Source organism: Nitrobacter hamburgensis X14, assembly GCF_000013885.1.
Lineage (GTDB): Bacteria > Pseudomonadota > Alphaproteobacteria > Rhizobiales > Xanthobacteraceae > Nitrobacter > Nitrobacter hamburgensis.
This window is the reverse complement of the sequence record NC_007964.1, coordinates 844,709-871,348: the sequence shown is the minus strand read 5'-3', so window position 1 is coordinate 871,348 and position 26,640 is coordinate 844,709. Positions and strand designations below refer to the sequence as shown.

General features: G+C 63.8%; 22 protein-coding genes, 1 tRNA gene and 2 pseudogenes. 18 read left to right on the top strand and 7 right to left on the bottom strand.

Translation table 11 applies throughout. The features are described from left to right. Window positions 1-175 precede the first annotated feature (175 nt). From NHAM_RS04070 to NHAM_RS04060, 3 genes are read left to right on the top strand one after another with little or no spacing between them, the layout of a single operon-like run. Complete coding sequence (locus NHAM_RS04070; RefSeq protein ID WP_198136988.1) at window positions 176-1,030, top strand: hypothetical protein; 855 nt, start codon at window positions 176-178, stop codon at window positions 1,028-1,030. Beyond that, window positions 1,027-3,018, top strand: a complete 1,992-nt coding sequence (locus NHAM_RS04065; RefSeq protein WP_011509366.1) for a hypothetical protein — start codon at window positions 1,027-1,029, stop codon at window positions 3,016-3,018. Before NHAM_RS04070 ends, NHAM_RS04065 begins: the two co-directional genes overlap by 4 nt. Window positions 3,019-3,029: 11 nt before the next feature. Beyond that, window positions 3,030-4,919 carry a hypothetical protein gene (locus tag NHAM_RS04060; RefSeq protein WP_011509365.1) on the top strand — a complete coding sequence of 630 codons (1,890 nt, stop codon included), beginning with the start codon at window positions 3,030-3,032 and terminating at the stop codon, window positions 4,917-4,919. 305 nt (window positions 4,920-5,224) lie between these two features. Here the strand turns inward: NHAM_RS04060 and NHAM_RS04055 are convergent, their stop codons facing one another. Next, window positions 5,225-5,698, bottom strand: a complete 474-nt coding sequence (locus NHAM_RS04055; RefSeq protein WP_041358716.1) for a VOC family protein — start codon at window positions 5,696-5,698, stop codon at window positions 5,225-5,227. A gap of 321 nt (window positions 5,699-6,019) precedes the next feature. Then, a tRNA-Gln gene (locus tag NHAM_RS04050) sits at window positions 6,020-6,094 on the bottom strand. A gap of 300 nt (window positions 6,095-6,394) precedes the next feature. Here NHAM_RS04050 and NHAM_RS04045 point away from each other — a divergent pair. The 12 genes and pseudogenes from NHAM_RS04045 to clpS all read left to right on the top strand — a co-directional run bounded on the left by NHAM_RS04045 (window position 6,395) and on the right by clpS (window position 19,953). After that, window positions 6,395-8,179 carry an acyl-CoA dehydrogenase gene (locus tag NHAM_RS04045; protein WP_011509363.1) on the top strand — a complete coding sequence of 595 codons (1,785 nt, stop codon included), beginning with the start codon at window positions 6,395-6,397 and terminating at the stop codon, window positions 8,177-8,179. Window positions 8,180-8,208: 29 nt separating this feature from the next. Then, window positions 8,209-8,970 carry a crotonase/enoyl-CoA hydratase family protein gene (locus NHAM_RS04040; protein ID WP_041358714.1) on the top strand — a complete coding sequence of 254 codons (762 nt, stop codon included), beginning with the start codon at window positions 8,209-8,211 and terminating at the stop codon, window positions 8,968-8,970. 106 nt (window positions 8,971-9,076) lie between these two features. Next, window positions 9,077-10,006, top strand: coding sequence for a histone deacetylase family protein (locus NHAM_RS04035; RefSeq protein ID WP_011509361.1), 930 nt, complete (start codon window positions 9,077-9,079; stop codon window positions 10,004-10,006). A gap of 70 nt (window positions 10,007-10,076) precedes the next feature. Next, window positions 10,077-10,328 carry an exodeoxyribonuclease VII small subunit gene (locus NHAM_RS04030; protein ID WP_011509360.1) on the top strand — a complete coding sequence of 84 codons (252 nt, stop codon included), beginning with the start codon at window positions 10,077-10,079 and terminating at the stop codon, window positions 10,326-10,328. 573 nt (window positions 10,329-10,901) lie between these two features. Beyond that, window positions 10,902-12,830 (top strand): 1-deoxy-D-xylulose-5-phosphate synthase, encoded by a 1,929-nt coding sequence (gene dxs / locus NHAM_RS04025; protein ID WP_041358712.1) that lies wholly within the window; start codon window positions 10,902-10,904, stop codon window positions 12,828-12,830. A 225-nt stretch (window positions 12,831-13,055) separates the two neighbouring features. Further along, window positions 13,056-13,811, top strand: a complete 756-nt coding sequence (locus NHAM_RS04020; RefSeq protein WP_011509358.1) for a TlyA family RNA methyltransferase — start codon at window positions 13,056-13,058, stop codon at window positions 13,809-13,811. 123 nt (window positions 13,812-13,934) lie between these two features. Beyond that, a complete protein-coding gene (locus NHAM_RS04015; protein WP_011509357.1) occupies window positions 13,935-15,179 on the top strand; it encodes a class I SAM-dependent RNA methyltransferase in 1,245 nt (414 codons plus the stop codon). Window positions 15,180-15,355: 176 nt separating this feature from the next. After that, window positions 15,356-16,410: pseudogene (locus NHAM_RS04010) on the top strand (class I SAM-dependent methyltransferase). A gap of 193 nt (window positions 16,411-16,603) precedes the next feature. Then, window positions 16,604-16,927 (top strand): ArsR/SmtB family transcription factor, encoded by a 324-nt coding sequence (locus NHAM_RS04005; protein WP_011509356.1) that lies wholly within the window; start codon window positions 16,604-16,606, stop codon window positions 16,925-16,927. Next, a pseudogene (locus NHAM_RS04000) lies at window positions 16,924-17,335 on the top strand (SRPBCC family protein). The gene NHAM_RS04005 and the pseudogene NHAM_RS04000 overlap by 4 nt, the downstream one beginning before the upstream one ends. A gap of 394 nt (window positions 17,336-17,729) precedes the next feature. Next, window positions 17,730-19,412, top strand: a complete 1,683-nt coding sequence (locus tag NHAM_RS03995) for a methyl-accepting chemotaxis protein (protein ID WP_041358710.1) — start codon at window positions 17,730-17,732, stop codon at window positions 19,410-19,412. A 235-nt stretch (window positions 19,413-19,647) separates the two neighbouring features. Then, window positions 19,648-19,953, top strand: coding sequence for an ATP-dependent Clp protease adapter ClpS (gene clpS / locus NHAM_RS03990; RefSeq protein ID WP_011509354.1), 306 nt, complete (start codon window positions 19,648-19,650; stop codon window positions 19,951-19,953). 63 nt (window positions 19,954-20,016) lie between these two features. On the opposite strand, the gene aroC is transcribed toward clpS, so the two are convergent. Next, window positions 20,017-21,117: a chorismate synthase gene (gene aroC / locus NHAM_RS03985; protein ID WP_011509353.1), complete on the bottom strand. Its 1,101-nt coding sequence runs from the start codon at window positions 21,115-21,117 to the stop codon at window positions 20,017-20,019. Between the two features lie 140 nt (window positions 21,118-21,257). Further along, window positions 21,258-21,851: a histidine phosphatase family protein gene (locus NHAM_RS03980; RefSeq protein WP_011509352.1), complete on the bottom strand. Its 594-nt coding sequence runs from the start codon at window positions 21,849-21,851 to the stop codon at window positions 21,258-21,260. Window positions 21,852-21,905: 54 nt separating this feature from the next. Here NHAM_RS03980 and NHAM_RS03975 point away from each other — a divergent pair, with 54 nt between their 5' ends. Continuing rightward, a complete protein-coding gene (locus tag NHAM_RS03975) occupies window positions 21,906-22,907 on the top strand; it encodes an alpha/beta fold hydrolase (RefSeq protein WP_245269986.1) in 1,002 nt (333 codons plus the stop codon). Window positions 22,908-23,080: 173 nt separating this feature from the next. Here the strand turns inward: NHAM_RS03975 and NHAM_RS03970 are convergent, their stop codons facing one another. Together NHAM_RS03970 and NHAM_RS03965 are read right to left on the bottom strand one after the other, a co-directional pair. Then, complete coding sequence (locus NHAM_RS03970) at window positions 23,081-24,040, bottom strand: DnaJ C-terminal domain-containing protein (protein WP_011509350.1); 960 nt, start codon at window positions 24,038-24,040, stop codon at window positions 23,081-23,083. A 198-nt stretch (window positions 24,041-24,238) separates the two neighbouring features. Next, window positions 24,239-24,763, bottom strand: coding sequence for an RT0821/Lpp0805 family surface protein (locus tag NHAM_RS03965; RefSeq protein ID WP_245269985.1), 525 nt, complete (start codon window positions 24,761-24,763; stop codon window positions 24,239-24,241). Between NHAM_RS03965 and pdxH the strand changes: the two genes are divergently transcribed. Together pdxH and NHAM_RS03955 are read left to right on the top strand one after the other, a co-directional pair. Next, window positions 24,762-25,403: a pyridoxamine 5'-phosphate oxidase gene (pdxH, locus tag NHAM_RS03960; RefSeq protein WP_011509348.1), complete on the top strand. Its 642-nt coding sequence runs from the start codon at window positions 24,762-24,764 to the stop codon at window positions 25,401-25,403. The genes NHAM_RS03965 and pdxH overlap by 2 nt on opposite strands. Next, window positions 25,400-26,194, top strand: a complete 795-nt coding sequence (locus tag NHAM_RS03955) for an SDR family NAD(P)-dependent oxidoreductase (RefSeq protein ID WP_011509347.1) — start codon at window positions 25,400-25,402, stop codon at window positions 26,192-26,194. Before pdxH ends, NHAM_RS03955 begins: the two co-directional genes overlap by 4 nt. Window positions 26,195-26,300: 106 nt before the next feature. On the opposite strand, the gene NHAM_RS03950 is transcribed toward NHAM_RS03955, so the two are convergent. Further along, on the bottom strand, window positions 26,301-26,534 hold the full coding sequence (locus NHAM_RS03950; RefSeq protein ID WP_041358708.1) for a hypothetical protein: 234 nt from the start codon (window positions 26,532-26,534) through the stop codon (window positions 26,301-26,303). Between the last annotated feature and the right edge of the window lie 106 nt (window positions 26,535-26,640).

Sequence of the window (26,640 nt, the reverse complement as noted above, 5' to 3'; positions counted from 1 at the left end):
GGACGGATTGAATTCCCCGAACATAAGATGGATCTCGTACCGTGCACGGGTGAAGCCAACATAAAACAGACGGCGAGTTTCGCGTACCTCGCTCTCCGATGCGTTGTGACGCGGTATCTCGTCCGTCATGCACAGTGCTTCGCGGTCGGCGTGGATAATATTGCATCTAACCGAGTTGCTGCCCGCACTATATCGAGCTCGCCCGAAGAAATCGTCCCGGATTCTCAGGAAAAAACTGCTTTCCTCTATCGAGAGTGGAGGCTGCCAAGATTGGCGAAAGCTGAACATTTGGAATATCATCGGCCCGGCAGCTATTGGGGCAATTGCTGATATGGATATTTTGGTTGAAGGAGAGGGAGCAGAGGGCGAACACACGCCGCCTTCTCTAGCAGCGCGCGAACCGACTTCTCGACACCGCGACGCGCTTCGGTTGCTCTTCATATTGGTTGCGGGTGGCGAAGACGCCGACAAGCCCACCGAGGACGTCGTGAAGGTCTTCAGAGCCGAAAAGCGCTTGATGGCCATGGACTTCCTCGTCCGTTATCCTGACTACTTGGGCGACGCCCTGCTGGATCTCTATGAGGAGACCGGCGATCCCGAGCTGCTGGAGGCGGTTCAGCGCATCTTCCTCGATGACGAGCCTTCCGTCAGACTGGTGCGGATGGTCCGCTGGCGACACGGTGCCTACCAGAATGTCGAGGATGCGCTCGCCATGCTGAGCTACTATGGCCTAGCCAGACCCATGAAGCTCGCTGGTGATGACGGCAAGATTCGTCGGTACGAATATCTAATATCGCCAAAGGCGATCTCGTTCCTCGAAAAGTGCGTTCAGGATCACCCGGAGTTGGCGTGGTATCGCGACCGATTGGCGTTGGTCATGCGGGTCGCCAGCGGCAAGAGCGGTTCTGCCCTGAAGGAATGGCAATACGAGCACCCCGAGTATGGAAACACCATCCCTGGCGACGTGATACCAACCGTCCGGGAGCAGGTCGAACAACGTCTAGCCAAGATCGTCGGGTTGGAACCATGAGCAAGGAACGGACCATCGAGCCAACCGAGTACGGCTGGATCAAGGCCATCGCTGAGGACAGCACCAGTCCAGAGTCGAATGTTCGAAGCGTGCTGCTCAAGTATGGTATTCGCGCTCAGACAACGCCGCCGCGTGCCAAGAGCCTTCGCTTCGACAGCATCAAGTTGACGGGTGTTCGTGCCGAGTCCGAGCGCGACGGACTGTTCGATCTATCTTGGTCGGGCCTGGGAACTGGCATCTGGGCCGTGATGTCTGAGCGCAATCTGCGAGGAAAGTCGTCCGTCCTGAACCTTCTCCAAGCCGCAATCCGCGGCGACTTTCCCGGCCGGGTGAAGCCCGACGTCTGGAAGTGGCTGGAGGCCATCGAAATCCAGTATCGCATCGACAACGTCCTGCATCGCTTGGAATTGCGCAAGGCCGCCGGCGAGGAGAAGACGGCGGAGGGCAGAGCCACGTTGAGCCGGAGCGATAGCGACGGTCAGTGGATCACGCTCTACGAAGGCGACGCTGGGGACGGGCTGAAGTCGCAGACCGAGCACCTGATGATGGAGGAGCTCGATTTCCCGGTGATCTACGCCCACAACAAGAATACGGGCGGTCATCCCCATGGCTGGCCCCTGATAGCTTCGACATTCTTCCTGTCGAGCTCCATCGAGCCGAAGGCACTGTTCGGTGACCTACCCATCGACGGGCTCCCGCTTCGCCTGCTCCAACTGTTCATCGGATTGCCGTGGGTCTCTACTTATAGCGCTGCGTTGACCGCGCAGAAGCAAATCGAACAGGGATTGTCAGGTCGGCCAGATCAGTCCGGCGTGAGCGCGGTGCTCAATGCCAAGCTTATCGAGGTTGAGGGCCAGCTCGCGGAGGCGACGAAGGCTCGCGGCACCGATGACCGCGCCGCAAAAAGGCTAGAACTGGCGCGGCTCGACGAGGAGATCGCGAGCGATAGGAAGGCGGCCGAGACCGCTCGGGTCACCTTCGAGGCGGACACGGCGACCGTCGCGTCCGTCACAGCCAGCTACGACGACGCGCGTCGAAGGCTCAAGCAGCTTGAGGACGAGCGGTCGGCAGGATACTCGTTCCGTCAGCTCAGCCCGACTTGCTGCCCCGCCTGCGAGGCGGCGTTCGAGAAGGCCGCGACGGCGGTTCAGCACTCGGATGGCAATACCTGCGCCTTGTGCAAGAACGACCTCCCGGTCCACGAAGAGGATCTGGACAGCGATCGCATCCAGGACGCCCAGACCTTGGTGGAGGAACTGGCCACTTCGCTCCAGATCGCCAAGGCCAAGCTCAAAGCCAGCGAGAAGACAGCAAGGGACGCGACCGAACGGCTCCGCGTCGGAATGAGCAGAGTACGAAACCTTCAGGACGCCATCTCCACGTTGCCGACGGATCCCGAACTCGTCGTGGTGCAGCTGGAGGCCCAGACCCAGCAGCTTCGGGAACTGGTGGCTTCACTGCAATCGCCTGCCAACGACGAAACCGAGACGCAGGGCGAACTCAAGATCCTCCGCGCCGCTACCGAAGTCAGTAAGACGCTAATGACCTCTATGCAGTCGGACGTCCTGACGGAGATCGCCGATTCAGTGATGTCTCTCGCCAAGAAGTTCGGTGTATCCCACGTCACCAGCATGCACCTCGACGGCGGCGGGAAGCTGAAGGTCCACCAAGGCGGCGCCGATATCTATTTCAGCAACCTGACGATGGGCGAGAAATTGCGTATCAAGATCGCCATCTCGTTGGCGGCGGTGGAGGTGGCCAAGCGTCGCGGGCATGGCCGGCATCCTGGCTTGCTGATCATCGACTCGCCGGCATCGGAAGAGGTCGTGAACGAGGACTTTGAGCAGATGCTCGATAGCGTTTCATCTGCTGCAAAGGACATCGGAGGCGTTCAGGTCATTATCGGCACCATCGCTCGCAAGGCCGTGGAGGCGGTTGTATCTAGCGATCATCGACTGCACGCCAAGGGGGATGAATACCTTTTCTGACCGGTGGGACGATGGAAGACAGATTCGAGCTCCTGACGACGGACGGCACGCCCATCCCAGATCCGGGGACGGCTCAAGAGAAGGAACTGCTGGCCGCGATCGAGGCCCTGCCTTCCGAAACCGCACGCGCCGACGCGTTCTGCTGGCTGACCGGTTGGGTGACCGCGGCCGCCGTTCAGCGCGCGTTGCTGCGGATACTCGAGCGAGAGAACGACGCCACCTCCGTTGCCGAAATGGTCGACTGCCTCGACGAACTGCCCGCGATACCGCAGGCTCTCGGCCGCGGTGCGTGGGAGATCTTCCGCAGCCGTTTCGAGTCCCGGTCTGAGCATAGGTGGATGCGATCGCAGGCGTTACGTGGCGCACTGGCCGTGGCGCAGGGCGATCCCAGCTTGGTAAGGCGCCTGCAGTCGTACCTCCTGGACGTCACGGCGGACGACGACAGCGCCTATCTGCGTCACGTCGCGAAGGTTGCTGGCGCCATCCTGCGCCGATACCCCGACGACGATTTCCGGGACCTTCTCTCTCGGCTGGTCGAAGTCGACGCGGCATCGGACGAGGCCGCACTCGAACTGGGGCTCGATCGGCTACAGGAAGGATTGCTGGCCAGAACCTACGATGCACTAACGTCGGCGTTGGCGGCCGCGCAGGATTGGTTTCGCCGTTCGCTCGCCATGAGCGAAGAGCGTTCGGATGCCGCGCTTTATGAGATCTGCACGTCGGTCCTGATCGATGTGCAGGCCAGGGGGCTGCATTCCGAACTTTCACTCGATTTGCCGAAACTTCGGCGCGCCGCCATAGAGTACTCGGCCTATGCTACGGATCGTCACTCTGCGGAATCATGGCTCGGGACGTCATCCCGCGAGCGTTTCCACTGGCTGTCGATGGCCACCAAACTGGCCATGATCGCTCACACGTTTACGAAGGACATCTGGTTGCAAGCGGCCATCGTGATCGAGGACGAACTGCTCTCGATCTTCTTCGCCAGCGAAAAGGTGTTCTCCCGATCCGATGGCAATGGCGCCGATATTCTTGGACGGGAGGCACTCGTCCATTCGCTGCGGAAACGGCGATACTACCTGCAGACCTTGGATCAGTGGCTCGCCGAGAAAGCTGACAGCGACCTGGCGCTAAACGTCGGACAGTTGCGCGATACGGTACAGCAATCACTGGCCGGGGCCCTCCATCGCAGCCCTTTCGACGAATCGACCGGAGGTCGGCTGGTCGATTTCCTCACACACGCCGGCCTCGACGAAGCTACTGCCGCAATGACAGCAGCGCAGCTCGACGTGGGTATCGATCGCAATCAGCAGGTGGCCGCCCTGTGGACCGCTGTCATGGAGAAGCTCTCGGACAGTCCCGACTACAAGCGAGAGCACCCCCGAGCGTTGCTAGAACTCATGTGCACGCTCATCCTGCGGTTTCTGGATTTTCGCGCCAACATCGGCAAGAGCACCGATCCGTCGAGCGAATACGTGTTCCGACGCGGCGCCGATCTGCCGGTCGAGCACGACCTTCAACTGGATTTTCTAAGGTTCCTCACGGCGTCGGACGCGCCATCGTTCCGAGCCGAAGTCAGAGATTCCGGTGGCGGCCGCGCTGACATTGCAATCGAGTACCGTGGCGTAAAGTCGACCGTCGAGGTGAAGAAGGACGACAACGTGCCCGACAATGCCGCTCTGGCGAAGCGGTATGCTGGTCAGGCAACGGGCTACCTGACGACCGGCGTGCGCTTTGGTTTCCTCTTGGTGCTCGACCTCACCGATCGAAGTGGCCATCAACCACACCTTTCCGAGCAGATCAGTGTGGAGCGAAAGGTACCGGCCGGATCCGAGGTGGAGTACCATATCGTGGTGGCTAGGATTCAGGCTAAGCGCAAAACACCGCATGACTTGCGGTAATCAGCACCATGGATTGATATCGCGTTCCTTCGATTCACAAACGAGGCGATCTTCCGCACGGCCCAGTGGGGAAGGTACCACAACGATCTACAAGCTCGATCCTATGATGTCCGCTTCGGCGCCCGAGTTTCGGGCGTTCTGACGTCTTTGATGAGGTCGGTTGGAGAATGGCCGCTTACCGCCAGATTTCTCCATGACCGGACTGTCTGCTCCCGGCCCCAAATGCAACGTTGCGCGATCGGCAAGGCCGGCTGCACGATCGATTACCAGGATCGCCGAAGCAACGCGGGCCAACTTGGGACCCATCAGCCCCACCGTGCCTTCTCGATCGCGGCGACGTCGATTTTCTTCATGGTCATCATCGCACTGAGCGCGCGTTTTGCTTCGTCGCCGCCGGCAGCCATCGCCTCGGTTAGCACGCGCGGCGTGATCTGCCAGGAGATGCCCCATTTGTCCCTGCACCAGCCGCACGCACTTTCTCGGCCGCCATTGCCGACGATGGCGTTCCAGTAGCGGTCAGTCTCTTCCTGATCGTCAGTGGCGATCTGGAACGAGAAAGCCTCGTTGTGTTTGAACGCGGGGCCGCCGTTGAGACCGAGACAGGGTATGCCGGCGACGGTGAATTCGACCGTCAGCACGTCGCCCGCCTTGCCGGACGGATAGTCGCCGGGGGCATGGTGGACGGCGCTCACCGAACTATCAGGAAAAGTCTCGGCGTAGAAGCGGGCTGCAGCCTCGGCATCCTTGTCGTACCATAGGCAGATAGTGTTCTTGCCAATTGCCATCGCTTGTCCGCTTGCGTCCATCCGGCTATGGCTGCGAATTAAAATTAATGAGTGCACGCCCTAAACAGACGGATTTCCATTATCCAATGCAGAAATGGACTGCCGCTCTCCGGCGGCAGTCTGGATCGAACGGTGTCTCCGGTCTCGGCTTCCCAAAAACGGGAATATTCGGGGCGTCAGCCGGAGACGTTTGGTATTTCAAATGCCTATGACCGTAAAAGGGGCGCGCGGAGGCGAAAGCTGAATGCACAAAAACCCGTTATCGGTGGGCCTTTTCGTTAATTCTTCGGAGATTCCAGGAAATATCGGACTAGATGGCTGGGGCGGGAGGGATCGAACCTCCGCATGGGGGAATCAAAATCCCCTGCCTTACCGCTTGGCTACGCCCCAACGGCCCGGAGCGCACGAAACCTCGTTTCGCGGATTCCCTCGGGCCCCGACGGTCTATAGAGAGAACCCTGTTTTTTCAACCGGCTGGAGACGCCCGAAGGCGGATTGGTCCGCTTCAAAACCTGCGCCGTCTGGTCCGGTCTGGAAACGGCCGTCGAGCCGAAACCGGCCTTGAGGCCGGGCCGCATCGCCGCACTGCCTGAAAGAGTTGAGAGCCGCCCGGTTTCGTGGGAATACCGCTCATGGCTCACAATATGGCGGGAGGCCTGCCCCTGTCAGGCCATTTCGCGAGGCACCGTCATGACCTATCGCGCACCGATCAGCGACATGCTCCTTGCTCTCAACCATGGCGCGGGGCTGCAGGCCGCGGTCAAGGCCGGCCACTACGGCGACTACGATGCCGACATCACGGCAGCGGTGCTGGAGGAAGCCGGCCGGTTCGCAACCGAGGTGCTGACGCCGCTCGACCGCACCGGCGACCAGCACGGCGCCAGGCTGCAAGACGGCCGCGTGACAACCGCACCGGGCTGGGCCGCCGCCTACAGGCGCTGGACCGCGGCGGGCTGGAATGCCGTCTCCGGACCGGAGGATTTTGGCGGACAGGGACTGCCGCTCGCAATCAACGCCGCCTGTACCGAAATCTGGAGCGCATCGAATATCGCGTTCGGTCTGTGCCCGCTGCTGACGCTCAGCGCGATCGAAGCGCTCACCGCCCATGGCAGCGACGCGCTGAAGAAAATCTATCTCGAAAAACTGGTGTCCGGCGAATGGAGCGGCACGATGCAACTGACCGAGCCGCAGGCGGGTTCGGATGTCGGCAGCTTACGCAGCCGGGCCGAACGCGCGGCCGACGGCAGCTACCGCATCGTCGGCACCAAGATCTTCATCACCTATGGCGACCACGACATGACCGACAATATCGTGCATTTCGTGCTCGCGCGGTTGCCAGATGCGCCGGCCGGCACCAAGGGAACCTCGCTGTTCCTGATATCGAAATTTCTCGTCAACGCTGACGGCTCGCTCGGCGCGCGCAACGACATCCACGCCAGCGGCATCGAGCACAAGCTCGGCATCCACGCCTCGCCGACCTGCACCATGACCATGGGCGACGAAGGCGGTGCCGTCGGCTACCTGATCGGCGAGGAAAATCGCGGCATGCAGTGCATGTTCACGATGATGAATCAGGCCCGGCTCGGCGTCGGACTCGAGGGCGTCGGCGTCGCCGAACGCGCCTACCAGCGGGCGCTGGCCTATGCGCAGGAGCGCAAGCAGGGCCGCGCCGTCGGCAAATCCGGCGACGGCATGGACGCCATCATCGTGCATCCCGACGTCAAGCGCATGCTGATGCAGATGCGCGCGCTCACCGCCGCCGCCCGCACCATCTGCTACGCCACCGCCGTCGCGCTGGATGTGGCGGCGCGCGCCACCGATCCTGACGTACGCGCCGCCGCCGCCGCCCGCGGCGCGCTGCTGACGCCGGTCGCAAAGGCGTTCTCGACCGACATCGGCAACGAGGTCGCTTCTCTCGGCGTTCAGGTTCACGGCGGCATGGGCTTCATCGAGGAGACCGGCGCGGCGCAGCACTATCGCGACGCGCGCATCACCTCGATCTACGAAGGCACCAACGGCATCCAGTCGATCGATCTGGTGACGCGAAAACTCGGCGGCGACGGCGGCGCGGCGGTGTGGGCGCTGCTCGACGAACTGTCGGCGACCGTCAAGCGCGTGGAAGCCTCGAACGATCCCGCGTTCGGCGCCACCGGCACGAAACTGCGCGACGCGCTCGGGTCTCTCGAACGCGCCAGCAAATGGCTGCTGGAAAGGCTGGTGTCGTCGCCGAACGATGCGCTGGCCGGCGCGACCCCGTATCTGCGGCTGTTCGGATCGACGCTCGGCGGATGCAAGCTCGCGGAAGAAGCGCTCGCGGCGCGCGACCTCGGCGACGAGTTCGGCGATTCCCGGCGTTACGTCACGCTGACGCGCTTCTTCGCCGAAAACGTCGCGGTACAGGCTCCGGCGCTGGAGCGCACGGTAATCGACGGCGCCGATGCCGTAAACAGCGCCGATGCGGTTTTGCTCTCTTGAATCGCGCGGCACGGGACAGCGAGCACGTCATGACCGGACACCTCATCGTCAGCGACGACAACGCCATCCGCGTCATCACCATGCGGCGCCCCGAGAAGAAGAACGCGATCACCCGCGACATGTATCGCGCGATGAGCGATGCGATCGACAGCGCGCAAAACGACCCGGCGATCCGCTGCATCGTCATCACCGGCGGCTCGGGCGTGTTCACGGCGGGCAACGACCTCGACGACTTCCTGAAGGACAGCACATCCGGCGGCGGCGCGCCCCGCGCCTCCGACGCCGTGACGTTCCTATACTCGCTGGTGCACAACACCAAGCCGCTGATCGCAGCGGTGGACGGCATCGCCATCGGCATCGGCACCACCATGCTGTTCCACTGCGACCACGTCCTCGCCGCCAGGACGGCGACGTTCTCGACGCCCTTCATCCATCTCGGTCTGGTGCCGGAAGGCGCGTCCAGCCTGCTGGCGCCGCGGACCATGGGCCATCAGCGCGCCTTCGCCATGCTGGTGATGGGCCGCACGCTCAGCGCGGACGAGGCCCGCGAGGCGGGTTTCGTCAACACCGTGGTCGCGCCGGGCCACACCGAGGCCGAGGCCGGAAAAGTCGCCCGCGATATCTGCGCGCTGCCGGCGGAAGCCGTCGCCCTTTCGCGCAAGCTGCTGAAACCGCCACCGGAGGAGCTGACGCGCCGGATCGACCGGGAAAGCCACCTGTTCGCCGAACGGCTGCACTCGGAGGAAGCGATCGCCGCGTTCCAGGCATTTTTCACGCGCAAGAAAGAATGACAGCCTCGGCGCGGAACAAAACGGCACCCTTTCGGAACCTCGCGCAACCCGGTAGATTGACCCTTCGCCGCCGCGCGCGATGCCAGCGCGGCGGTCAGGATATGGCATGACAACGCTTGTTCTCACGCATCCCGCCAGTCTCGATCATCTGATGCCGCTCGGTCACCCGGAGCGGCCGGACCGGATTCGCGCCATCGATGAGGTGCTGGCCGAAGATCGCTTCAAGAGTCTGGCACGCGGCGAGGCGCCGGAAGGCTCGCTGGATTCGGTCGCGCTCTGTCACAACGAGCATTACATAGGCGAACTCCGGCACAGGTCTCCGGCGGAGGGTCTGGTTTATCTCGACAGCGACACCTCGATGTCGCCGGGGACATGGGAGGCGGTGATGCGCGGCGTCGGCGGCGCTATCGCGGCGACCGAGGCCGTCATCGCCGGCAACGCGAGCAACGCGTTCGTCGCCACGCGCCCGCCGGGACATCATGCCGAGACCGGCAGAGCGATGGGCTTCTGCTTTTTCGACCAGGCGGCGATCGCGGCGCGCCACGCCCAGCGCAAGCACGGCATCGGCCGCGTGGCCGTGGTCGACTTCGATGTACATCACGGCAACGGTACGCAGGATATCTTCTGGGCCGACCGAACGGTGATGTACTGCTCGACGCATCAGATGCCGCTGTTCCCCGGCAGCGGCGCCAGCGGCGAACGCGGCGATCACGATACCATCGTCAATGCGCCGTTGGCGTCGGGCGACGGCGGGGCCAAATTTCGTTCCGCGTTCGAGAACCTGATCCTGCCGCGGCTGGAGACATTCGCGCCCGAACTGTTGGTCATCTCCGCCGGTTTCGACGCGCACAGTCGCGACCCGCTGGCGAGTCTCAACCTGGATGCGGACGATTTCGGGTGGGTGACCCGCAAATTGATGGATATCGCCGACGCGACCGCAGGCGGCCGAATTGTCTCGGTGCTCGAGGGCGGCTATAATCTGCAAGGGTTGCAGGAGTCGGTGGCGGCGCATGTCACCGCACTCATGGGCGCGTGACATTCTGCCGCGTTAGGCCCGAAAAACCTCCTCATGACCCGCGCCAAACAATCGATTCCGGAAAATCCAGATGGCCGAAAATGCCCTTGCCGATGTGAAGACGCTTTCCTTCGAGCGAGCCATCGAGGAGCTCGAATCCATCGTCAAGCGCCTGGAGGACGGCAAGGTCCCGCTTGAGGAATCGGTCGCGATCTATGAACGCGGCGAAGCTCTGAAGCGGCGCTGCGAGGAGCTGCTGCGCCAGGCCGAAGCCCGGGTGGAGAAGATCACCACCGACGCTTCCGGCCAGGTTACGGGCACGGAACCGCTCGACGTGCAATAAGCGCTACCGCGCGCACCGCAGTTGCTCCGGCCGATCGCTGCGTGGTCCCGACCCCTCCGGTCATCCGGAACGACATTGTTAATGACATCACAAATTAAGTGTCCCTGAATTAATTGTCATTGATTGTCGTCCGACAGCGGTTCCCAGGGCTGAACTTCAGCCCCTCGACCGCGTTAATGTTCCGATTTCCGGCAGGCCGGCTTCCGGAAAGCCTTGAACCTTCGGCAGAGCCTCCCCTACTCAAGTGGAAGGTCGCCTCAAGTGGAAGGCCCTGCCCGTTGGCTTTGGCTGCGGGTTTGGTGTAAATGCTTCTGGAACTGTGCGCTGCCGAACCTGCTCCGCAGCCGGCGCTCAAGCGGCGGTAAGCGCTTCAGGCAGCTTGCAAAAAATGATTGGACCGGGTGACACGATAAATAGTGACGTCTATCAGTTCTCGGCCGGAGCATCAGCCAAACTTCGGACTCAAGCTTCTCAGTTCGGGAGGTTTCGCGGCCCGTGGGCGTCTGTTGCGCGACGGCGCCAGCGTCGGATCGCCGTTCAAGGCACCCGGACATGCAAAATTGGAATGTCGCAGTGACCGATTTCAGTAAGACCCCGCTTCTCGACACCATCCGCACCCCCGCCGACTTGCGCAAGCTCAGGGTCGAGCAGCTCCGGCAGGTTGCTGACGAGTTGCGCAAGGAGACCATCGACGCGGTGTCGGTGACGGGAGGACATTTCGGCGCCGGTCTCGGCGTGGTCGAACTGACTACGGCGATCCACTACATCTTCGACACCCCGCGCGACCGGCTGATCTGGGACGTCGGCCATCAGGCCTACCCGCACAAGATCCTGACCGGCCGCCGCGACCGCATCCGCACGCTGCGCACCGGCGGCGGCCTGTCCGGATTCACCAAGCGCACCGAGAGCGACTACGACCCGTTCGGGGCCGCGCACTCCTCGACCTCGATCTCGGCCAGCCTCGGCATGGCGGTGGCGCGCGATCTCTCCGGCGGCAAGAACAACGTCATCGCCGTGATCGGCGACGGCGCGATGTCCGCGGGCATGGCTTATGAAGCGATGAACAATGCCGGCGCGATGAATTCGAGGTTGATCGTCATTCTCAACGACAACGATATGTCGATCGCACCGCCGGTCGGCGCGATGTCGGCCTACCTGTCGCGGCTCTATTCCGGCAAGACCTACCGTTCGCTGCGCGAAGCCGCCAAGCAGCTCGGCAAGCACCTGCCCAAGATGATCGCCGACCGCGCCGAGCGCGTCGAGGAGTATTCGCGCGGCTTCATGGTCAACAGCGGCACGCTGTTCGAGGAACTCGGCTTCTACTACGTCGGCCCGATCGACGGTCATAACCTCGATCACCTGCTGCCGGTCTTGAAGAACGTCCGCGATATGGAGAACGGCCCGATCCTGCTTCACGTCGTGACGCAAAAGGGCAAGGGCTACGGTCCGGCGGAAGCCGCCGCCGACAAATATCACGCGGTGGTCAAGTTCGACGTCTCCACCGGCGCGCAATCCAAGTCCAAGCCGAACGCGCCCGCCTACCAGAACGTGTTCGGCCAGAGTCTCGTCAAGGAAGCCGAGAAGGACGACAAGATCATCGCGATCACAGCAGCGATGCCGTCCGGCACCGGCGTCGACATCTTCAACAAGGCATTTCCGAAGCGCACATTCGACGTCGGCATTGCCGAACAGCATGCGGTGACCTTCGCCGCCGGCCTCGCCACCGAGGGCTTCAAGCCGTTCTGCGCGATCTATTCGACCTTCCTGCAACGCGGTTACGATCAGATCGTGCACGACGTGGCGATCCAGTCGCTACCGGTGCGCTTCGCCATCGACCGCGCCGGCCTCGTCGGCGCCGACGGCGCGACACATGCAGGCTCGTTCGACAACGCCTATCTCGGCTGCCTGCCGAATTTCGTTATCATGGCCGCCTCCGACGAGGCCGAACTGGTGCACATGGTCGCGACGCAGGTTGCGATCAACGATCGCCCGAGCGCGGTGCGCTATCCGCGCGGGGAAGGCCGCGGCGTCGAAATGCCCGAGGTCGGTGTTCCGCTCCCGATCGGCAAGGGCCGCATCGTCCGCCAGGGCAGCAAGGTCGCGCTGCTGTCGCTCGGTACCCGCCTCGCCGAGTGCGAGAAGGCAGCCGACGAACTCGCCGCGCACGGTCTCTCCACCACCATCGCCGACGCCCGCTTCATGAAACCGCTCGACGTCGATCTGGTGCTCAAGCTCGCGCGCGACCACGACGTTCTGATCACGATCGAGGAAGGCTCGATCGGCGGCTTCGGCTCCCATGTGATGCAGACGCTGGCGGAGCACGGCGCGCTCGACAGCGGCCAGGTGCGCGTGCGCGCGATGGTGCTGCCGGACGAGTTTCTCGACCACGACACGCCGAACGCGATGTACGCCAGCGTCGGGCTTGATGACCGAGGCATCGTCGCCAAGGTGTTCGAGGCGCTCGGCAAGGACGTCACCACCGAGACCGTCAAGCTGGCCTGAGCCTCAAGACGGTGAGGGCGCGCGCCCCTCGCGAGAGACCCCCTCATCCCACCCCTCTCCCCGGCGGGGAGAGGAAGCAGACTGTGCGCATCGCGACGCGCTCCTCATCATGAGGGACGACCGTTGCAAGGCATTCTCGCATGAAAATCCATCTGGCAGGCCCCCGAGGTCCGTGCGCCTTGCATAAGATCGGCGTCCGACCGGCCGCAAGGTTTTGAGCTCACCATGGCGAAGCGCAACAGCACCGAACCCCTCGCCCGCAAGCGCGCCGACGTGCTGCTGGTCGAGCGCGGCCTGTTCGAGAGCCGGGCGCGGGCGCAGGCTGCGATCGAGGCCGGGCTCGTCACCGCCAACGGCAAGGTTGTGACGAAAGTCTCCGAAACGATTCCCGTCGATGCCACGCTCACAGCTCAACCCGCGCATCCCTACGTGTCGCGCGGCGGCGTCAAGCTTGCCGGCGCGCTGGAGCGCTATCCGATCGAGATCGAAAACCACGTCTGCCTCGATGTCGGCGCCTCGACCGGCGGCTTCACCGAGGTGCTGCTCGCGGGCGGCGCGGGCCTGGTCTTCGCGGTCGATGTCGGCCGCGATCAACTGCATCCGAGCCTGCGTGGCCACCCCCGCGTGGTGTCAATGGAGTCCACCGACATCCGCTCGTTCGAAGGCAAGCGGCTGCCGCAGCGGCCGGACGTGGTGGTGATGGATGCGAGCTTCATTTCGCTGAAGGCCATTCTCCCGGTCGCGCTGGCGCTGGCGGCGGCGCCGATGCATCTGCTGGCGCTTATCAAGCCGCAATTCGAGGCGCCGCGCGCCGCGATCAAGAAGGGCATCGTCCGCGACGCGGCGGTGCATCGGGCGGTGTGCGACGACATCGCGGCCTTCGCGGCGACGCTCGGATGCACCGAGATCGACGTCTTCCCCTCCCCGATCACCGGCGGCGACGGCAACATCGAATTCTTCCTCGGGGCCCGCCGTGGCTGAACACATTGCCGTCATTGCGAGCACCAGCGAAGTAATCCAGATTGTTGTAGCAAAAAGCTGGATTGCTTCGTCGCAAGTGCTCCTCGCAATGACGCCATCTCTCTTCCAGAACTCGCGCACCGCATGACCAAACACCTGGTCATCGATCACGTCGGCCATCGCGGCGACGGCGTCGCGCTGACGGATGGCGGCAACGTTTTCGTCCCCTACGCGCTCGGAGGCGAAACCGTGGAGGTCGAGCCGCTCGCGGGCCGTCCCGACCGCGCGCGACTCCTCCGTGTCGCAACGCCGAGCCCCGAGCGGATCGCGCCGTTCTGTCCGCACTTCGGCGCCTGCGGCAGCTGCGCCGTCCAGCACTGGCAGCCAGAGGCCTACCGCGCCTGGAAGCGGCAGATCGTGATCGACACGCTGACGCAGGCCGGCATCGGGTGCGAGGTGACTGATCTGATCGACGCGCACGGCGCGGGACGACGGCGGATCACCGTCCATGCCCGGCGTGGCGAGAACGGCGGGATGCGCGTCGGATTCGCCGCGCCGAACAGCCATGCCATCGTGCCGATCGACACCTGCCCGATCCTCGATCCCGCTTTGCACGGCGCGCTCGATGCGGCGCGCGCGCTGGCCGATGTGCTGAGGCCTGCGAACAAGCCGCTCGATATCCAGGTGACCGCCGCCGACAATGGCCTCGATGTCGATGTCCGCGGCTCTGGACCGCTGCCCGCCGCGCTGATCGCGACACTGTCTCGCGTCGCCGAGGCGCACCGGCTGGCGCGGCTGACCCGTCACGGCGAACTGGTGCTGATGCGCGCGCCGCCGGAGATCGGCATCGGCGCCGCGCGGCTCGTCCTGCCGCCGGGCTCGTTCCTGCAGGCGACTGTCGCTGGCGAGGAAGCGCTGGCGGCGCTGGTGGCCGCGCATTGCGGCAAGGCCAGGCATATCGCCGACCTGTTCTGCGGCGTCGGCCCGTTCGCGCTGCGGCTCGCGGCTGGCGCCCGGGTCACGGCCTTCGACAGCGACGCCGGCGCGATCGGCGCCTTGCAAAAAGCCGCTGCAACCACGCATGGCCTGAAGCCGGTCAAGGCCGAGGCCCGCGACCTGTTCCGCCGCCCGCTGCTGACGCAAGAGCTGCGCGACATCGACGTCGCGGTATTCGATCCGCCGCGGCAGGGCGCACAAGCGCAGAGCAAGCAACTCGCCGCCAGCAAGATTCCCGTCATCGTTGCGGTGTCGTGCAGCATCGCGACATTCGCTCGCGATGCGCGCATCCTGATCGATGGCGGCTACCGGCTCGAAACCGTGACCCCCGTCGACCAGTTCCGGCATTCGCCGCATGTGGAACTGGTCGCGAAGTTTTTACGTCGGCGTTGAACCTGCCGCGGCGTACAATGACTGACGACCGAAGGACCCGTTTGTCATCCGTCGAGCGTCGCTGCCGCTGACGCTACGGCCATTACCGCCCCGCGCATGATCGCGCCGCTGGAGACGCCGAGCCCTATGACTTCACGTGATGCATCGTCACCAATGAACCCTCACAGGAGGCTTTCATGGACGTGAATATGGATCGACTGAATCAATTCATGGGCAAGATGGTCGGCGACATCGGCGCCGCCGCCAACGCCGCGCTGATCCGCACCGGCGACCGCCTCGGGCTTTACAAGGCGCTGGCCAGCAAAGGTCCGATGACGCCCGCCGAACTGGCGCAAGCCACCGACACCACCGAACGCTACGTGCGCGAATGGCTGTCGGCGCAGGCCGCATCGGGCTACGTCGAGTATGACGCAACGACGAAGACATTCTCGATGCAACCGGAACAGGCGATGGTGTTCGCCGACGACGACAGCCCGGTGTTCATGGGCGCGATCGGCGACATGATGGCGGCGATCATGCTCGATGAGCCGAAGATCTCGGATGCCTTCAAGAGCGGCAAGGGTGTCGGCTGGAACGATCGCGCCGAGTGTCTGTTCTGCGGCACCGCGCGCTTCTTCCGTACGACCTACAAACATCATCTGGTGCAGGAATGGTTGCCCGCGCTCGATGGCGTGATGGCCAAACTCGAACGCGGCGCCAAGGTGGCCGATGTCGGCTGCGGCCACGGCATCTCGACGCTGCTGATGGCCAAAGCCTATCCGAACTCGCATTTCTTCGGCTTCGACGCGCATCCGGGTTCGCCGCAGCACAAGCGACCGCAGCCAGTGAGGGTGTGAGCGAACGCGTCACCTTCGCCGTCGCCACCGCCAAGACTTATCCGGCGAATGACTACGATCTGGTGTGCTTCTTCGATTGCCTGCACGACATGGGCGACCCTGTCGGCGCGCTCAGCCACGTCAGGGAGACGATGGCCAAGGACGGCACCTGCATGCTGGTCGAGCCGTTCGCCAACGACAAGCTGGAAGACAACCTTAATCCGGTCGGCCGGTTGTTCTATGCGGCGTCCACCATGGTCTGCACGCCGGCGTCGCTGGCGCAGGAAGTCGGCCTCGCGCTCGGCGCGCAAGCCGGTGAAGCGCGGCTCAGCGAGGTGGTAAAAAAGAGCGGCTTCTCCCGCGTTCGCCGCGCCGCGGAGACGCCCTTCAATCTGATACTTGAAGCGAAGATGTGAGACGCCTGCCCGCGTGGCCGTAACCGCACCATGCATAACCATGGGGCGATGATAGATTCCTTGAGGGCGGCGATGTTTCAAGACCGGCTCCCACAAAGCGCGCGTTGTTACGCTCAGCTTAGGTTCTACGCTTGACTCACGCATAGCTTGATAGTTATATGTAAATCAATAGCCAACGAGTTATTGATCTCAAATGCCGAACGCCCCCGATGTGCTGTTCCGAACGCTCGCCGATCCGACCCGGCGCGCCCTCTTTGAGAGGTTGTGCCGCGAAGGAGAGCAGACGGTCGGTGCCCTGACGGCTCGGGCCGGAGTGTCGCAACCAGCCGTCTCAAAACATCTCGGCGTCCTGAAGCAGGCCGGACTGGTGCGCGACCGCCATGAAGGCCGTCAAACGCACTACAGCGCACAACTCGGCGCGCTTGCCCCGCTGATGGACTGGACAAGGCAGATGGCCGGCTTCTGGCAAAGCCGCTTCGACGACCTCGAAGATCTACTCAAAAGGATGGACCAATGAGCAACGCTGCGACCGAAACGCTCTCCGTCGTCGTCGAGCGAGACATGCCGTTTCCGCCCGAAAAGATCTGGGGTGCATTGACGCAACCACACCTCATCGAAGGGTGGCTCATGAAGAGCGACTTCAAACCCGTCATGGACCACCGTTTCAATCTTCGCGGTGACTGGGGGGCTGTCGACTGTCAGGTCCTGGCCATCGAGCCGAGCAAAACATTGTCTTACACCTGGAGCCGCGATGGGTCTGGAGAGCGTGGTGACCTGGACTCTCACGCCTACGGGCACGGGCACCCGCCTGCGCATGGAGCAATCGGGCTTCCGGCCGGATCAGCAACAAGCCTATCAGGGCGCCAAGTTCGGGTGGCAGAAGTTCTTTGCGAACCTGGAGCAGGTCCTTGTGGAGCGGATTTGACAGTCACGATTCGCCTTTGCTCCTCGTGAGGAGGTCTCCTTGAACTGAAATAACCGGACTGGACAAATCCACCGCTGGCTATCGTCCGGTGACCATCATCGGCAACTTCGTCGCCATGGCACGAGCGGCGTCGTAGGTGGTTCTACTTGCCACTGCTACCGCTCTTCTTGCAGGACACGCGCGGCTGCTTCTGATCGACGCGGAGTCCGCGCGCATACGTTGTTTACGAACATTTCATTCAACTTGTTCATGATCCGGAAACGAACCCCGGTACCCCGCAGCGGGTAGCGGCCTTCGACAGGAACGTCCCATAATTTCAGCGCGAGCCGCCGCAGGCCGGGCGCCCTCGACGTTCCGTCAGCCAACAAGGCAGACTATCCAAAGGATCAGAATGATGCTTTCCCGCCTATCAATTCGCGCCAAGATCATCTCCGCTATCTCGTTTCTCCTGCTGGCCATGGCCGCAATGGGCACGTTGTCCGTGCTTGAAATGGAAACCATCCACGATCGCGCCGTCGACCTCCGGACCAACTGGCTTCCCAGCGTCCGCGAACTCGGCGAGTTGCGCGCCAACACCATCGCCTACGGAGCCGCGGTCCGCTCCCACCTGCTCGCTGCCGACGCCGCCGGAAAAGATGCCGCCGAGAAAACGCTGGACACCGCCGGACAGGCCGTAGACGAGACCCGCAAGGCCTACGAGGCCATGATCACGGCTCCCGACGAACGACGAATCTACGACGCGTTTTCCACGCAGTGGACGTCCTATGTCGCGGGCGTTCGCGAACTGCTCGCCGTGTCGCGAAAGGGCGACCTCCAGGCCAGCCTCGATCTGAACGACCGCAAGATCGAGCCGGTCGGCCGAACGGCCGACGACACCTTGCGCGAGGGCATCGCGCTGAACCACAAGGAGGCCGACGCCGCGGGCCATGCGGCCAGCCGGAGCTACAACTCGGCCTTCACGATCGTGGTCGCCATCGTGTCGCTGGCGCTGATCTTCGGCATCGGCATCGGAATCTACCTGGTGCGCGACATCTCGCACGCGATCGCCTCGATCGTCGCGCCGATGCGGAAGCTGGGCGCCGGAGATCTTTCCGCGGTCGTCCCGCATCAGGGCGAAAAGAACGAAGTCGGCACGATGGCGGATGCGCTTCAGATCTTCAAGAATGCGCTGATCGCCAAGAAGGCGGCCGACGAGGCCGCGGCGCAGGACGCCGACGCAAAGATCCGGCGCGCCCAGCGCGTCGATACCCTCACCCGCCAGTTCGAATCGATGATCGGCGAACTGGTGGGCTCGCTGTCGTCGTCCTCGACCGAACTCGAGGCGGCCGCCAACACCCTGACGACAACGGCAGAGACCACCGGCCGGACATCCGGCGAAGCGGCCGCCGCCTCGCAGGAGGTTTCTTCCAACGTGCAGTCGGTCGCCAGCGCCACCGAGGAAATCACCTCCTCCGTTCATGAAATCGGCCGGCAGGTCCAGGAGGCGAGCCGCGTCGCCGGCGACGCCGTCAGACAGGCCGAACAGACCGACAGCAACATTGCGGAGCTGTCCCAGGCGGCGGGCCGGATCGGCGACGTCGTCAAACTGATCACGGCGGTCGCCGAGCAGACCAATCTGCTGGCGCTCAACGCCACCATCGAGGCGGCGCGGGCCGGGGATGCCGGCCGCGGCTTCGCGGTGGTCGCCTCGGAAGTCAAGACGCTGGCGGCGCAGACCGCGAAAGCGACCGACGAGATCAGCGCTCAGATCACGGACATACAGGCCGCGACCCGGGACTCGGTGACGGCGATCCGCGAGATCGGGACCACCATCAAGCTGATTTCCGAAATTTCATCGGCGATCGCCGCCGCGGTCGAAGAACAGGGCGCAGCGACGCAGGAGATCGCCCGCAACGTCCAGCACGCGGCCCAGCGCAGCGGCGAGGTCGCCTCCAGCATCACCGAGGTCAGCCGCGGCGCCGGCGAAACCGGTTCGGCATCGAGCCAGGTCCTGTCGTCGGCGCAAATGCTGTCCACAGAAAGCACCCGCCTGAAAACCGAGGTCGAGAATTTCCTGCACACGGTCCGCGCGGCCTGATCGCGGAAAACACGGGCGGCGGCGTTCGCCGCCCGCACGGTCGCGGGTGGGTAATGCCGCCCCCTTTGCGGCCCCTTCCGACGTTATATTCTTCCGGTCAAGGCCGCATCCGCCGGATGAATGCGGCTCCATGTTTGACTTGACGCGTTTTCGTCACGCGAACCGGTGTCTATCCTCGGGTCAAGCCCGGGGACATGCTTTGCTCGAAGCGTTCCAGTCAAAGGTTAAAGCCGGAATGAGCGATACCGCCATCAAACCTCGAACCAACGTCGAACCAAGGACCGAGCGCCCGCGTCTGCACAAGGTCATTCTCCACAACGACGATTACACGCCGCGCGAATTCGTCGTGACGGTGCTGATGGCCGAATTCGGCCTGACCGAGGACCAGGCGCACAAGGTGATGATTACCGCGCATCGGCTCGGTTGTTGCGTTGTCGCCGTTTTCACCAGGGACGTCGCGGAGACCAAGGCGACCCGCGCCACCGATGCCGGGCGGGCAATGGGCTTCCCGCTGCTGTTCACCACCGAGCCTGAAGAATAGAGTGGGATGAGGAAAAGTGTGTAGCGGTTTTCCGCCCGCATCCCGCTCTAAAATTGCGAAACCTCAGCGCGGGCCGACCTGCCCGCGATGACGCAGAAAATGATCGGCCAGCACGCAGGCGACCATGGCCTCGCCCACCGGAACCGCGCGGATACCGACGCAAGGGTCGTGGCGACCCTTGGTGAAGATATCGGTGTCTGCGCCGTTGCGATCGACGGTCTTGCGCGGCGACAGGATCGACGAGGTCGGCTTGACCGCGAACCGCGCCACCACCGGCTGGCCGGTCGAGATGCCGCCGAGAATGCCGCCGGCGTGGTTGGACAGAAACACGGGGCCGTTGTTGCCCATATTGGACGAAGAACTGCGCATCTCGTCGGCATTGTCCTCACCGGACAATTCCGCAGCGCCGAAGCCCGCGCCGATCTCGACGCCCTTGACCGCGTTGATGCTCATCAGCGCCGCGGCGAGGTCGCCGTCGAGCTTGGCATAGATTGGCGCGCCAAGTCCTGCGGGCACCCCTTCGGCCACCACCTCGATCACGGCGCCGATCGACGAACCACTTTTGCGGATACCGTCGAGATAGCTCTCGAAGAACGCGGCCTTGTCCTTGTCGGGACAGAAGAACGGATTCCTCGCGATCTCGTTCCAGTCCCATTTCTCGCGATCGATTCTGTGCGGCCCCATCTGCACCAGCGCGCCGCGCACGGTCACGCCCGGCACGATCTTTCGCGCGATGGCGCCAGCAGCAACGCGCGTCGCGGTCTCGCGCGCAGACGAGCGTCCGCCGCCGCGATAGTCGCGCAGCCCGTATTTGGCTTCATAGGTGAAGTCGGCGTGGCCGGGACGAAACTTGTCCTTGATCTCGGAATAGTCCTTCGAACGCTGGTCGGTGTTCTCGATCAGCAGCGCGATCGGCGCGCCGGTGGTGACCTGCCCGCTCGCGGTCTCCATCACGCCGGACAGGATTTTAACCTGATCGGCCTCCTGCCGCTGCGTGGTGAAGCGCGACTGGCCGGGACGACGGCGATCGAGATCGCGCTGGATCTCTTCAACCGTCAGGGCGAGCTGCGGCGGGCAGCCGTCGACCACGCAGCCGATCGCAACCCCGTGGCTCTCGCCAAAGGTCGTAACCCGAAACAGATGGCCGAAGGTGTTGTGGGACATAAACAATCCGCAGCAGCGAAATCACTACTTCTCGTAGCGGCATGTTGCGGAAATCGCAACATTCGTCACCGCCGGGCTCGTCCAGGCTTGATCCGGGCATGACGGCGGTCGTCATGCGGAACACATATCAGCTATACTTCTCAGGTATACTTCGCCAGACCGTCCTCGCCGAACACGTACACCGCGCCCTGCTCGATCCGCAGACTGGCGGCATCCTCCGGCGCCTGAAGGCCGAGCACAACCATCAACGCCCGCGCCGTGCCGCTATGCGCCACGGCGACGGTGCCCGATTTCAGCGAGTGATACCAATCGCGCAACCGCGAAGTGGCCGAGGCATAGCTTTCGCCGCCCGGCGGCGCCACGCTCCATTTGTCGACCTCGCGGGCCGCGAACACATCGGGATGGGCGGCCTGCATCTGCGCCAGGGTCATGCCTTCCCAGTGTCCGTAACCGACCTCGCGCAGCCGGTCGTCGACCGCATAGTCATGCGGCGGCAGGCTCAGCACGCCGCGCATCAATTCCATGGTGCCGCGCGCGCGCACCAGCGGGCTCGTGACAAAGGCCAACCCGGAGGGGTCGCGGCCGTCGCGCGCGAACAGCTCGTGCAGAATATCGCCCGCCTTCACCGCCTCGGCGCGGCCGAGATCGTTGAGCGGAATATCCTGCAAGCCCTGGAAGCGACCATCGGCGTTCCATTCGGTCTTGCCGTGGCGGATGTAGTAGATGGTGGGCATGTCAAGAATAGCCGGAATGCCTATGAAAAAGTGAATGCCCGCACGAGGTGGGGCATGACGGCGAGAATTGATGCGCCGAGCTATACACTATTTCCTGTTCAGCGAAATACGGGCAGGGATGCGTCACTCACCCGCGGCATCGCATCCGGGACACGCGAGGCGGCGGCCCTCTTCCGCAGCCGGCGTTTTCAGGTCATCTTCCCGCCGCGGCATCACTACAACCGGAGGTTTGATCGAATGGCGACCGGAAGCATCACAACGGACGCGGGCCGGATCGCGTACCGGCAATCCGCCGGCACCGGCAGCGCCATCGTTCTGGTTCACGGCAACTCGGCGTCGTCAAAGGCTTTTGCGCGGCAACTGGATGGAAATCTCGGCCGGACCCATCGCGTGATCGCGTTCGACTTGCCGGGCCACGGCGAGTCCGACGATGCGGCCGATCCCGCCGCGACCTACACCCTGCCGGGCTATGCGCGCGTGCTGCACGATGTCGTCGCGCATCTTGACGCTGCGGACGCGGTCTTCGTCGGCTGGAGCCTCGGCGGACATATCGTGCTGGAGGCCGCGCCCGAGCTGCCGCAGGCCAAGGGTTTTGCGATCTTCGGCACGCCGCCGTTTGGGTTTCCGCCCGCGGTCAAGCAGGCATTCCTGATGCATCCGGCGATGGCCTGCACCTTCGCGCGCGATCTCACCGATAAGCAGGCGCGGGGCTATGTCGCAGCGGCCTTCAGGCCCGGCGTCGCCGATCTGCCGGCTTTCATGATCGACGACGTGCTGCGAACGGACGGCCACGCTCGCAAGAATCTCGGCGCAAGCATCACGCCGGGCGGTTTCCGCGACGAGGTCGCGGTTATCGCCAGCCTGACCCGGCCGCTCGCGGTGCTGCATGGCGCAGAGGAACAACTCATCAACGGCGATTACGTCAAGACGCTGGCGATGCCGACTCTGTGGCGCGGCGCCGTCCAGACCGTTCCCGGCGCCGGCCACATCCTGCAATGGGAGCAGGCGGAAAGCTTCAACGCGTTGCTCGATGCTTTTGCGGCCGACTGCGGATAGCGCGTAGTCCGCTAAAGCGGATACCGGTTTTGCGATCGGAATACGCGCTAACCCAGAGCCTTTCCGCTTCTGATGGAATCAGAAGCGGGCTCTTTCATTTTTATTTGACGCGTTTTCTTCACGCGAACCGGTATCATCCTCGGGTCAAGCCCGAGGACATGCTTCGCAAAACGCTATAGATCGCCGCGGGGATTGTAGGGGTGCGCGTCGCGCCACTTCTGCATCAAGGCCTCGAGGTCGGCGTCGTTGCCGTCGGGCAGGATGATGCGCGTGGTGACGAACAGATCGCCGGATGCGCCGCCCTTCGGTATGCCCTTGCCCTTGAGGCGGAAGGTGCGGCCGCTCGAGGTGTTTTTCGGGATCGAGAGTTCGACCGCGCCGCCGAGCGTCGGCACCCGCACCTTGCTGCCGAGCACCGCCTCATAGAGCGTGATCGGCAGGTCGGCGCGCAGGTCGCTGCCGTCGACCTTGAAGAACGGATGCGGCGCCACCGTCACCGTGATCAGGAGATCGCCGGGACGATGGCCGGGCGCGGTGTCGCCCTGCCCTCTCAGCCGAATCTGCTGACCCGAGGTGACGCCGGCCGGAATCCTGACATTGAGTTCCTTGCCGCTGGACAGGCGGACACGTTTCTCGCCGCCCTTGACCGAATCCTCCAGCGACACCGTCATGGCGACGTTGAGATCGAGATCAGGTGCGCCGAACGTACTGGAGTCGAAGTCGAACGACTGCGCGCCGGGCCGGCGTCCACCCCGCGCGGCACCGCCGAACATGCTGTTGAGAACGTCCTCGAACCCGCCGCCGCCATCGAAACCCGGACCGCCGCCGCCGCGGAAGCCGTACTGCTCGAAGCCGCCGCCGGGCCGCGCGCCGCGCGGGCCGCCGCCGCCCGGGAAACCCTGAAAGCGCGGCTTGCCGTCGGCGCCGATCTCGCCGCGGTCGAACTGTTTGCGCCTGGCTTCGTCGCCGAGAATCTCGTTGGCGGAATTCAGCTCCGCGAAGCGTTCGGCGGCCTTCGGGTCGTTCTTGTTGGCATCGGGATGGTGCTTCTTCGCGAGCTTGCGAAAAGCACTTTTGATCGTCGCGGCGTTGGCGCTCCGCTGCACCCCCAAGACCTCATAGGGGTCCCGCATCCGTGTCGTCTCCTTCAGGAAATCTGGACCATGGGCCCCCGGACCCACGCGCCTAACATCTGGGGTATCCGTGGCATTTTTGCAACGGGTTGGCGAGCCATTCGCCCCTGCAATCTATCCTGCAATCTATAGCGTCTTGCGAAGCATGTCCTCGGGCTTGACCCGAGGATGGATACCGGTTCGCGTCAAGAAAACACTCTAACTTCGCCGCCAGGGTTTGAGCGACTGGATCTCCCAGCGGCCGCCGGACCGGCACGCCGCGCCCTGCAGCCAGCTTTCGGACTTTCCGTTAACGTAACTCGCCAAAAAATCCCGGCAGGTACGGCCCTCGGCCGTGTAGGCCTCTGCCAGTGGCGTCACCGAGCCCCGCGCGCCGGTCGAGGGGTTTTCCCACGGCTGGCTCGCATCCTTGTCCCCTTTGGTCAGTACGTCGGACGCCGCGGTGCGGGCGAAGGCGAGATCGGTGTCCGTCGGACCGGTGCGCGCGGGCGCCCCGATCGATCCGGTGGTATCATTGGGGCCCATCTGCGCGAAAGCCCCGTCAGTGCGCGCCAGACTGCAACCTCCTACCGACGCCCCGACCAGAATCGCCGTCACAACGGCGGCAGCAGGCCTGATCGCGGATAGGATACCACGCGAGCATGCCCTATACAGGTTTGCGCTGTATAAGGACCGCAACGGACTTTCGACGGCAGACCGGCGCAACCTGTGGACTCCCCGCATGAACGACACCTCGGACATCAAGCACACAAGCCAGTTAACGTCCGGTGATTTCACGGAAGCGTCGGAGCCCTTCGCCCTGTTCGCGGCGTGGTTCGCGGAAGCCGTCGCGTCTGAACCCAACGATCCCGACGCCATGGCGCTCGCCACCGCCGATGCCGACGGCCTGCCCGACGTGCGCATGGTGCTGATGAAGGGCTATGATACCCAGGGCTTCGTGTTCTACAGCCACATTGCCAGCGCCAAGGGCCGCGAACTCGCCGCAAACCCCAAAGCGGCGCTGCTGTTTCACTGGAAGTCGCTGCGCCGGCAGGTCCGCTTGCGCGGGCCGGTGACGCCGGTAACCGATGCCGAGGCCGACGCCTATTTCGCCACCCGGCCGAAGCAGGCGCAGATCGGCGCCTGGGCCAGCAAGCAGTCGCAGCCGCTGGAAAGCCGTTTCGCGTTCGAGCAGGCCATCGCCAAGCAAGCCGCAAAATATATCATCGGCAGCGTGCCACGGCCGCCGGGCTGGCGCGGATGGCGGATCACGCCCGCGCAATTCGAATTCTGGCACGATCGTCCGTTCCGCCTGCACGACCGCATCGAATTCCGCCGCACGGCGCCTGATGCGCCGTGGACCAAGACAAGGCTGTACCCATGACTCCCGACAAGGCGAAGCCGCGACCCGATCCGGCGGCGGCGGTGGCCGACCCCAACGCGCCCCGCCGCACGCTCCTCTTGACCGGCGCGAGTCGCGGCATCGGCCACGCGACCGTGATCCGGTTTTCCAGCGCGGGATGGCGCGTCATCACCTGTTCTCGGCATCCGTTTCCCGAGCAGTGCCCGTGGGATGCCGGACCCGAGGATCATATCCAGGTCGACCTGTCCGACCCCGACAATACGATGCAGGCGATCCGGGAGATCCGATCGCGACTCGAGGGCGGCAGGCTGCACGCGCTGGTCAACAATGCCGCGATCTCGCCGAAGGGCGAGGGCGGCGCGCGGCTCGGCTCGCTGAACACCGACATGGAGACCTGGGAGAAAGTGTTCCGCGTCAACTTCATGGCGCCGATCATGCTGGCGCGCGGACTGATCGGGGAACTGAAGGCCGCGAAAGGCTCCGTTGTGAACGTCACCTCGATCGCCGGCTCGCGCGTGCATCCGTTCGCGGGCGCGGCCTATTCAACCTCGAAAGCGGCGCTGGCCTCGCTGACCCGCGAGATGGCGGCGGACTTCGGCCGCATCGGCGTGCGCGTCAATGCAATCGCGCCGGGCGAGATCGACACCACGATCCTGTCGCCGGGCACCGAGAAGATCGTCCAGCGGCAGATCCCGCTGCGTCGCCTCGGCACGCCGGACGAAGTGGCGAAGATCATCTATGTGCTGTGCACGGAGACGAGCTCATACGTCAACGGCGCGGAGATCCACATCAACGGCGGCCAGCATGTTTAGCGGAAGCTGAGTTGCAAGTAGAACCACGCCGGTAAGAGCCACCTCTCCCGCTTGCGGGGAAGGGAATTCGCATCATTGCGGAGCGAGTGCCGACGAACGAAGCGCTTCACTCCGCACAAAACCGGCGCGGTGGCGCACGCAACGCGGGCGCCACAACTCCCGCGCTGGAACAATCGTCGTCGCTCTCGCCCTCGAGCAACGCGGCGCCGCAATGCCGGCAGGTTCGCGCGAGACCTGCCGCAACACACACGGCCGCGTTGTCCACCACGGATTTCCGCAACTGTTGATAGCTGCGGAAATCAAGGACGTTGCGATCTCCCGTTACGACTTTCTCAACCATTCCGGCCCCCGCGATTTCATTCACGGGTTATGGCAGCAACTTTTCTTGGAAACCGTTCAGGCGAACGCTCAAATTTTACGAGGAAAATTGTGGCGGGCCTCGTCGC

Excerpts from the sequence above, each read along its gene's own strand:
- clpS (WP_011509354.1), top strand. The coding sequence starts at position 19,648 with ATGAGCGATACCGCCATCAAACCTCGAACCAACGTCGAACCAAGGACC.
- NHAM_RS04060 (WP_011509365.1), top strand. The coding sequence starts at position 3,030 with ATGGAAGACAGATTCGAGCTCCTGACGACGGACGGCACGCCCATCCCA.
- pdxH (WP_011509348.1), top strand. The coding sequence starts at position 24,762 with ATGAACGACACCTCGGACATCAAGCACACAAGCCAGTTAACGTCCGGT.
- NHAM_RS03995 (WP_041358710.1), top strand. The coding sequence starts at position 17,730 with ATGCTTTCCCGCCTATCAATTCGCGCCAAGATCATCTCCGCTATCTCG.
- aroC (WP_011509353.1), bottom strand. The coding sequence starts at position 21,117 with ATGTCCCACAACACCTTCGGCCATCTGTTTCGGGTTACGACCTTTGGC.
- NHAM_RS03965 (WP_245269985.1), bottom strand. The coding sequence starts at position 24,763 with ATGCGGGGAGTCCACAGGTTGCGCCGGTCTGCCGTCGAAAGTCCGTTG.
- NHAM_RS04005 (WP_011509356.1), top strand. The coding sequence starts at position 16,604 with ATGCCGAACGCCCCCGATGTGCTGTTCCGAACGCTCGCCGATCCGACC.
- NHAM_RS04040 (WP_041358714.1), top strand. The coding sequence starts at position 8,209 with ATGACCGGACACCTCATCGTCAGCGACGACAACGCCATCCGCGTCATC.
- NHAM_RS04035 (WP_011509361.1), top strand. The coding sequence starts at position 9,077 with ATGACAACGCTTGTTCTCACGCATCCCGCCAGTCTCGATCATCTGATG.
- NHAM_RS04020 (WP_011509358.1), top strand. The coding sequence starts at position 13,056 with ATGGCGAAGCGCAACAGCACCGAACCCCTCGCCCGCAAGCGCGCCGAC.
- NHAM_RS03970 (WP_011509350.1), bottom strand. The coding sequence starts at position 24,040 with ATGCGGGACCCCTATGAGGTCTTGGGGGTGCAGCGGAGCGCCAACGCC.
- NHAM_RS03980 (WP_011509352.1), bottom strand. The coding sequence starts at position 21,851 with ATGCCCACCATCTACTACATCCGCCACGGCAAGACCGAATGGAACGCC.
- NHAM_RS04065 (WP_011509366.1), top strand. The coding sequence starts at position 1,027 with ATGAGCAAGGAACGGACCATCGAGCCAACCGAGTACGGCTGGATCAAG.
- NHAM_RS04015 (WP_011509357.1), top strand. The coding sequence starts at position 13,935 with ATGACCAAACACCTGGTCATCGATCACGTCGGCCATCGCGGCGACGGC.
- NHAM_RS04030 (WP_011509360.1), top strand. The coding sequence starts at position 10,077 with ATGGCCGAAAATGCCCTTGCCGATGTGAAGACGCTTTCCTTCGAGCGA.
- NHAM_RS04045 (WP_011509363.1), top strand. The coding sequence starts at position 6,395 with ATGACCTATCGCGCACCGATCAGCGACATGCTCCTTGCTCTCAACCAT.
- NHAM_RS03955 (WP_011509347.1), top strand. The coding sequence starts at position 25,400 with ATGACTCCCGACAAGGCGAAGCCGCGACCCGATCCGGCGGCGGCGGTG.
- NHAM_RS03950 (WP_041358708.1), bottom strand. The coding sequence starts at position 26,534 with ATGGTTGAGAAAGTCGTAACGGGAGATCGCAACGTCCTTGATTTCCGC.
- NHAM_RS03975 (WP_245269986.1), top strand. The coding sequence starts at position 21,906 with ATGACGGCGAGAATTGATGCGCCGAGCTATACACTATTTCCTGTTCAG.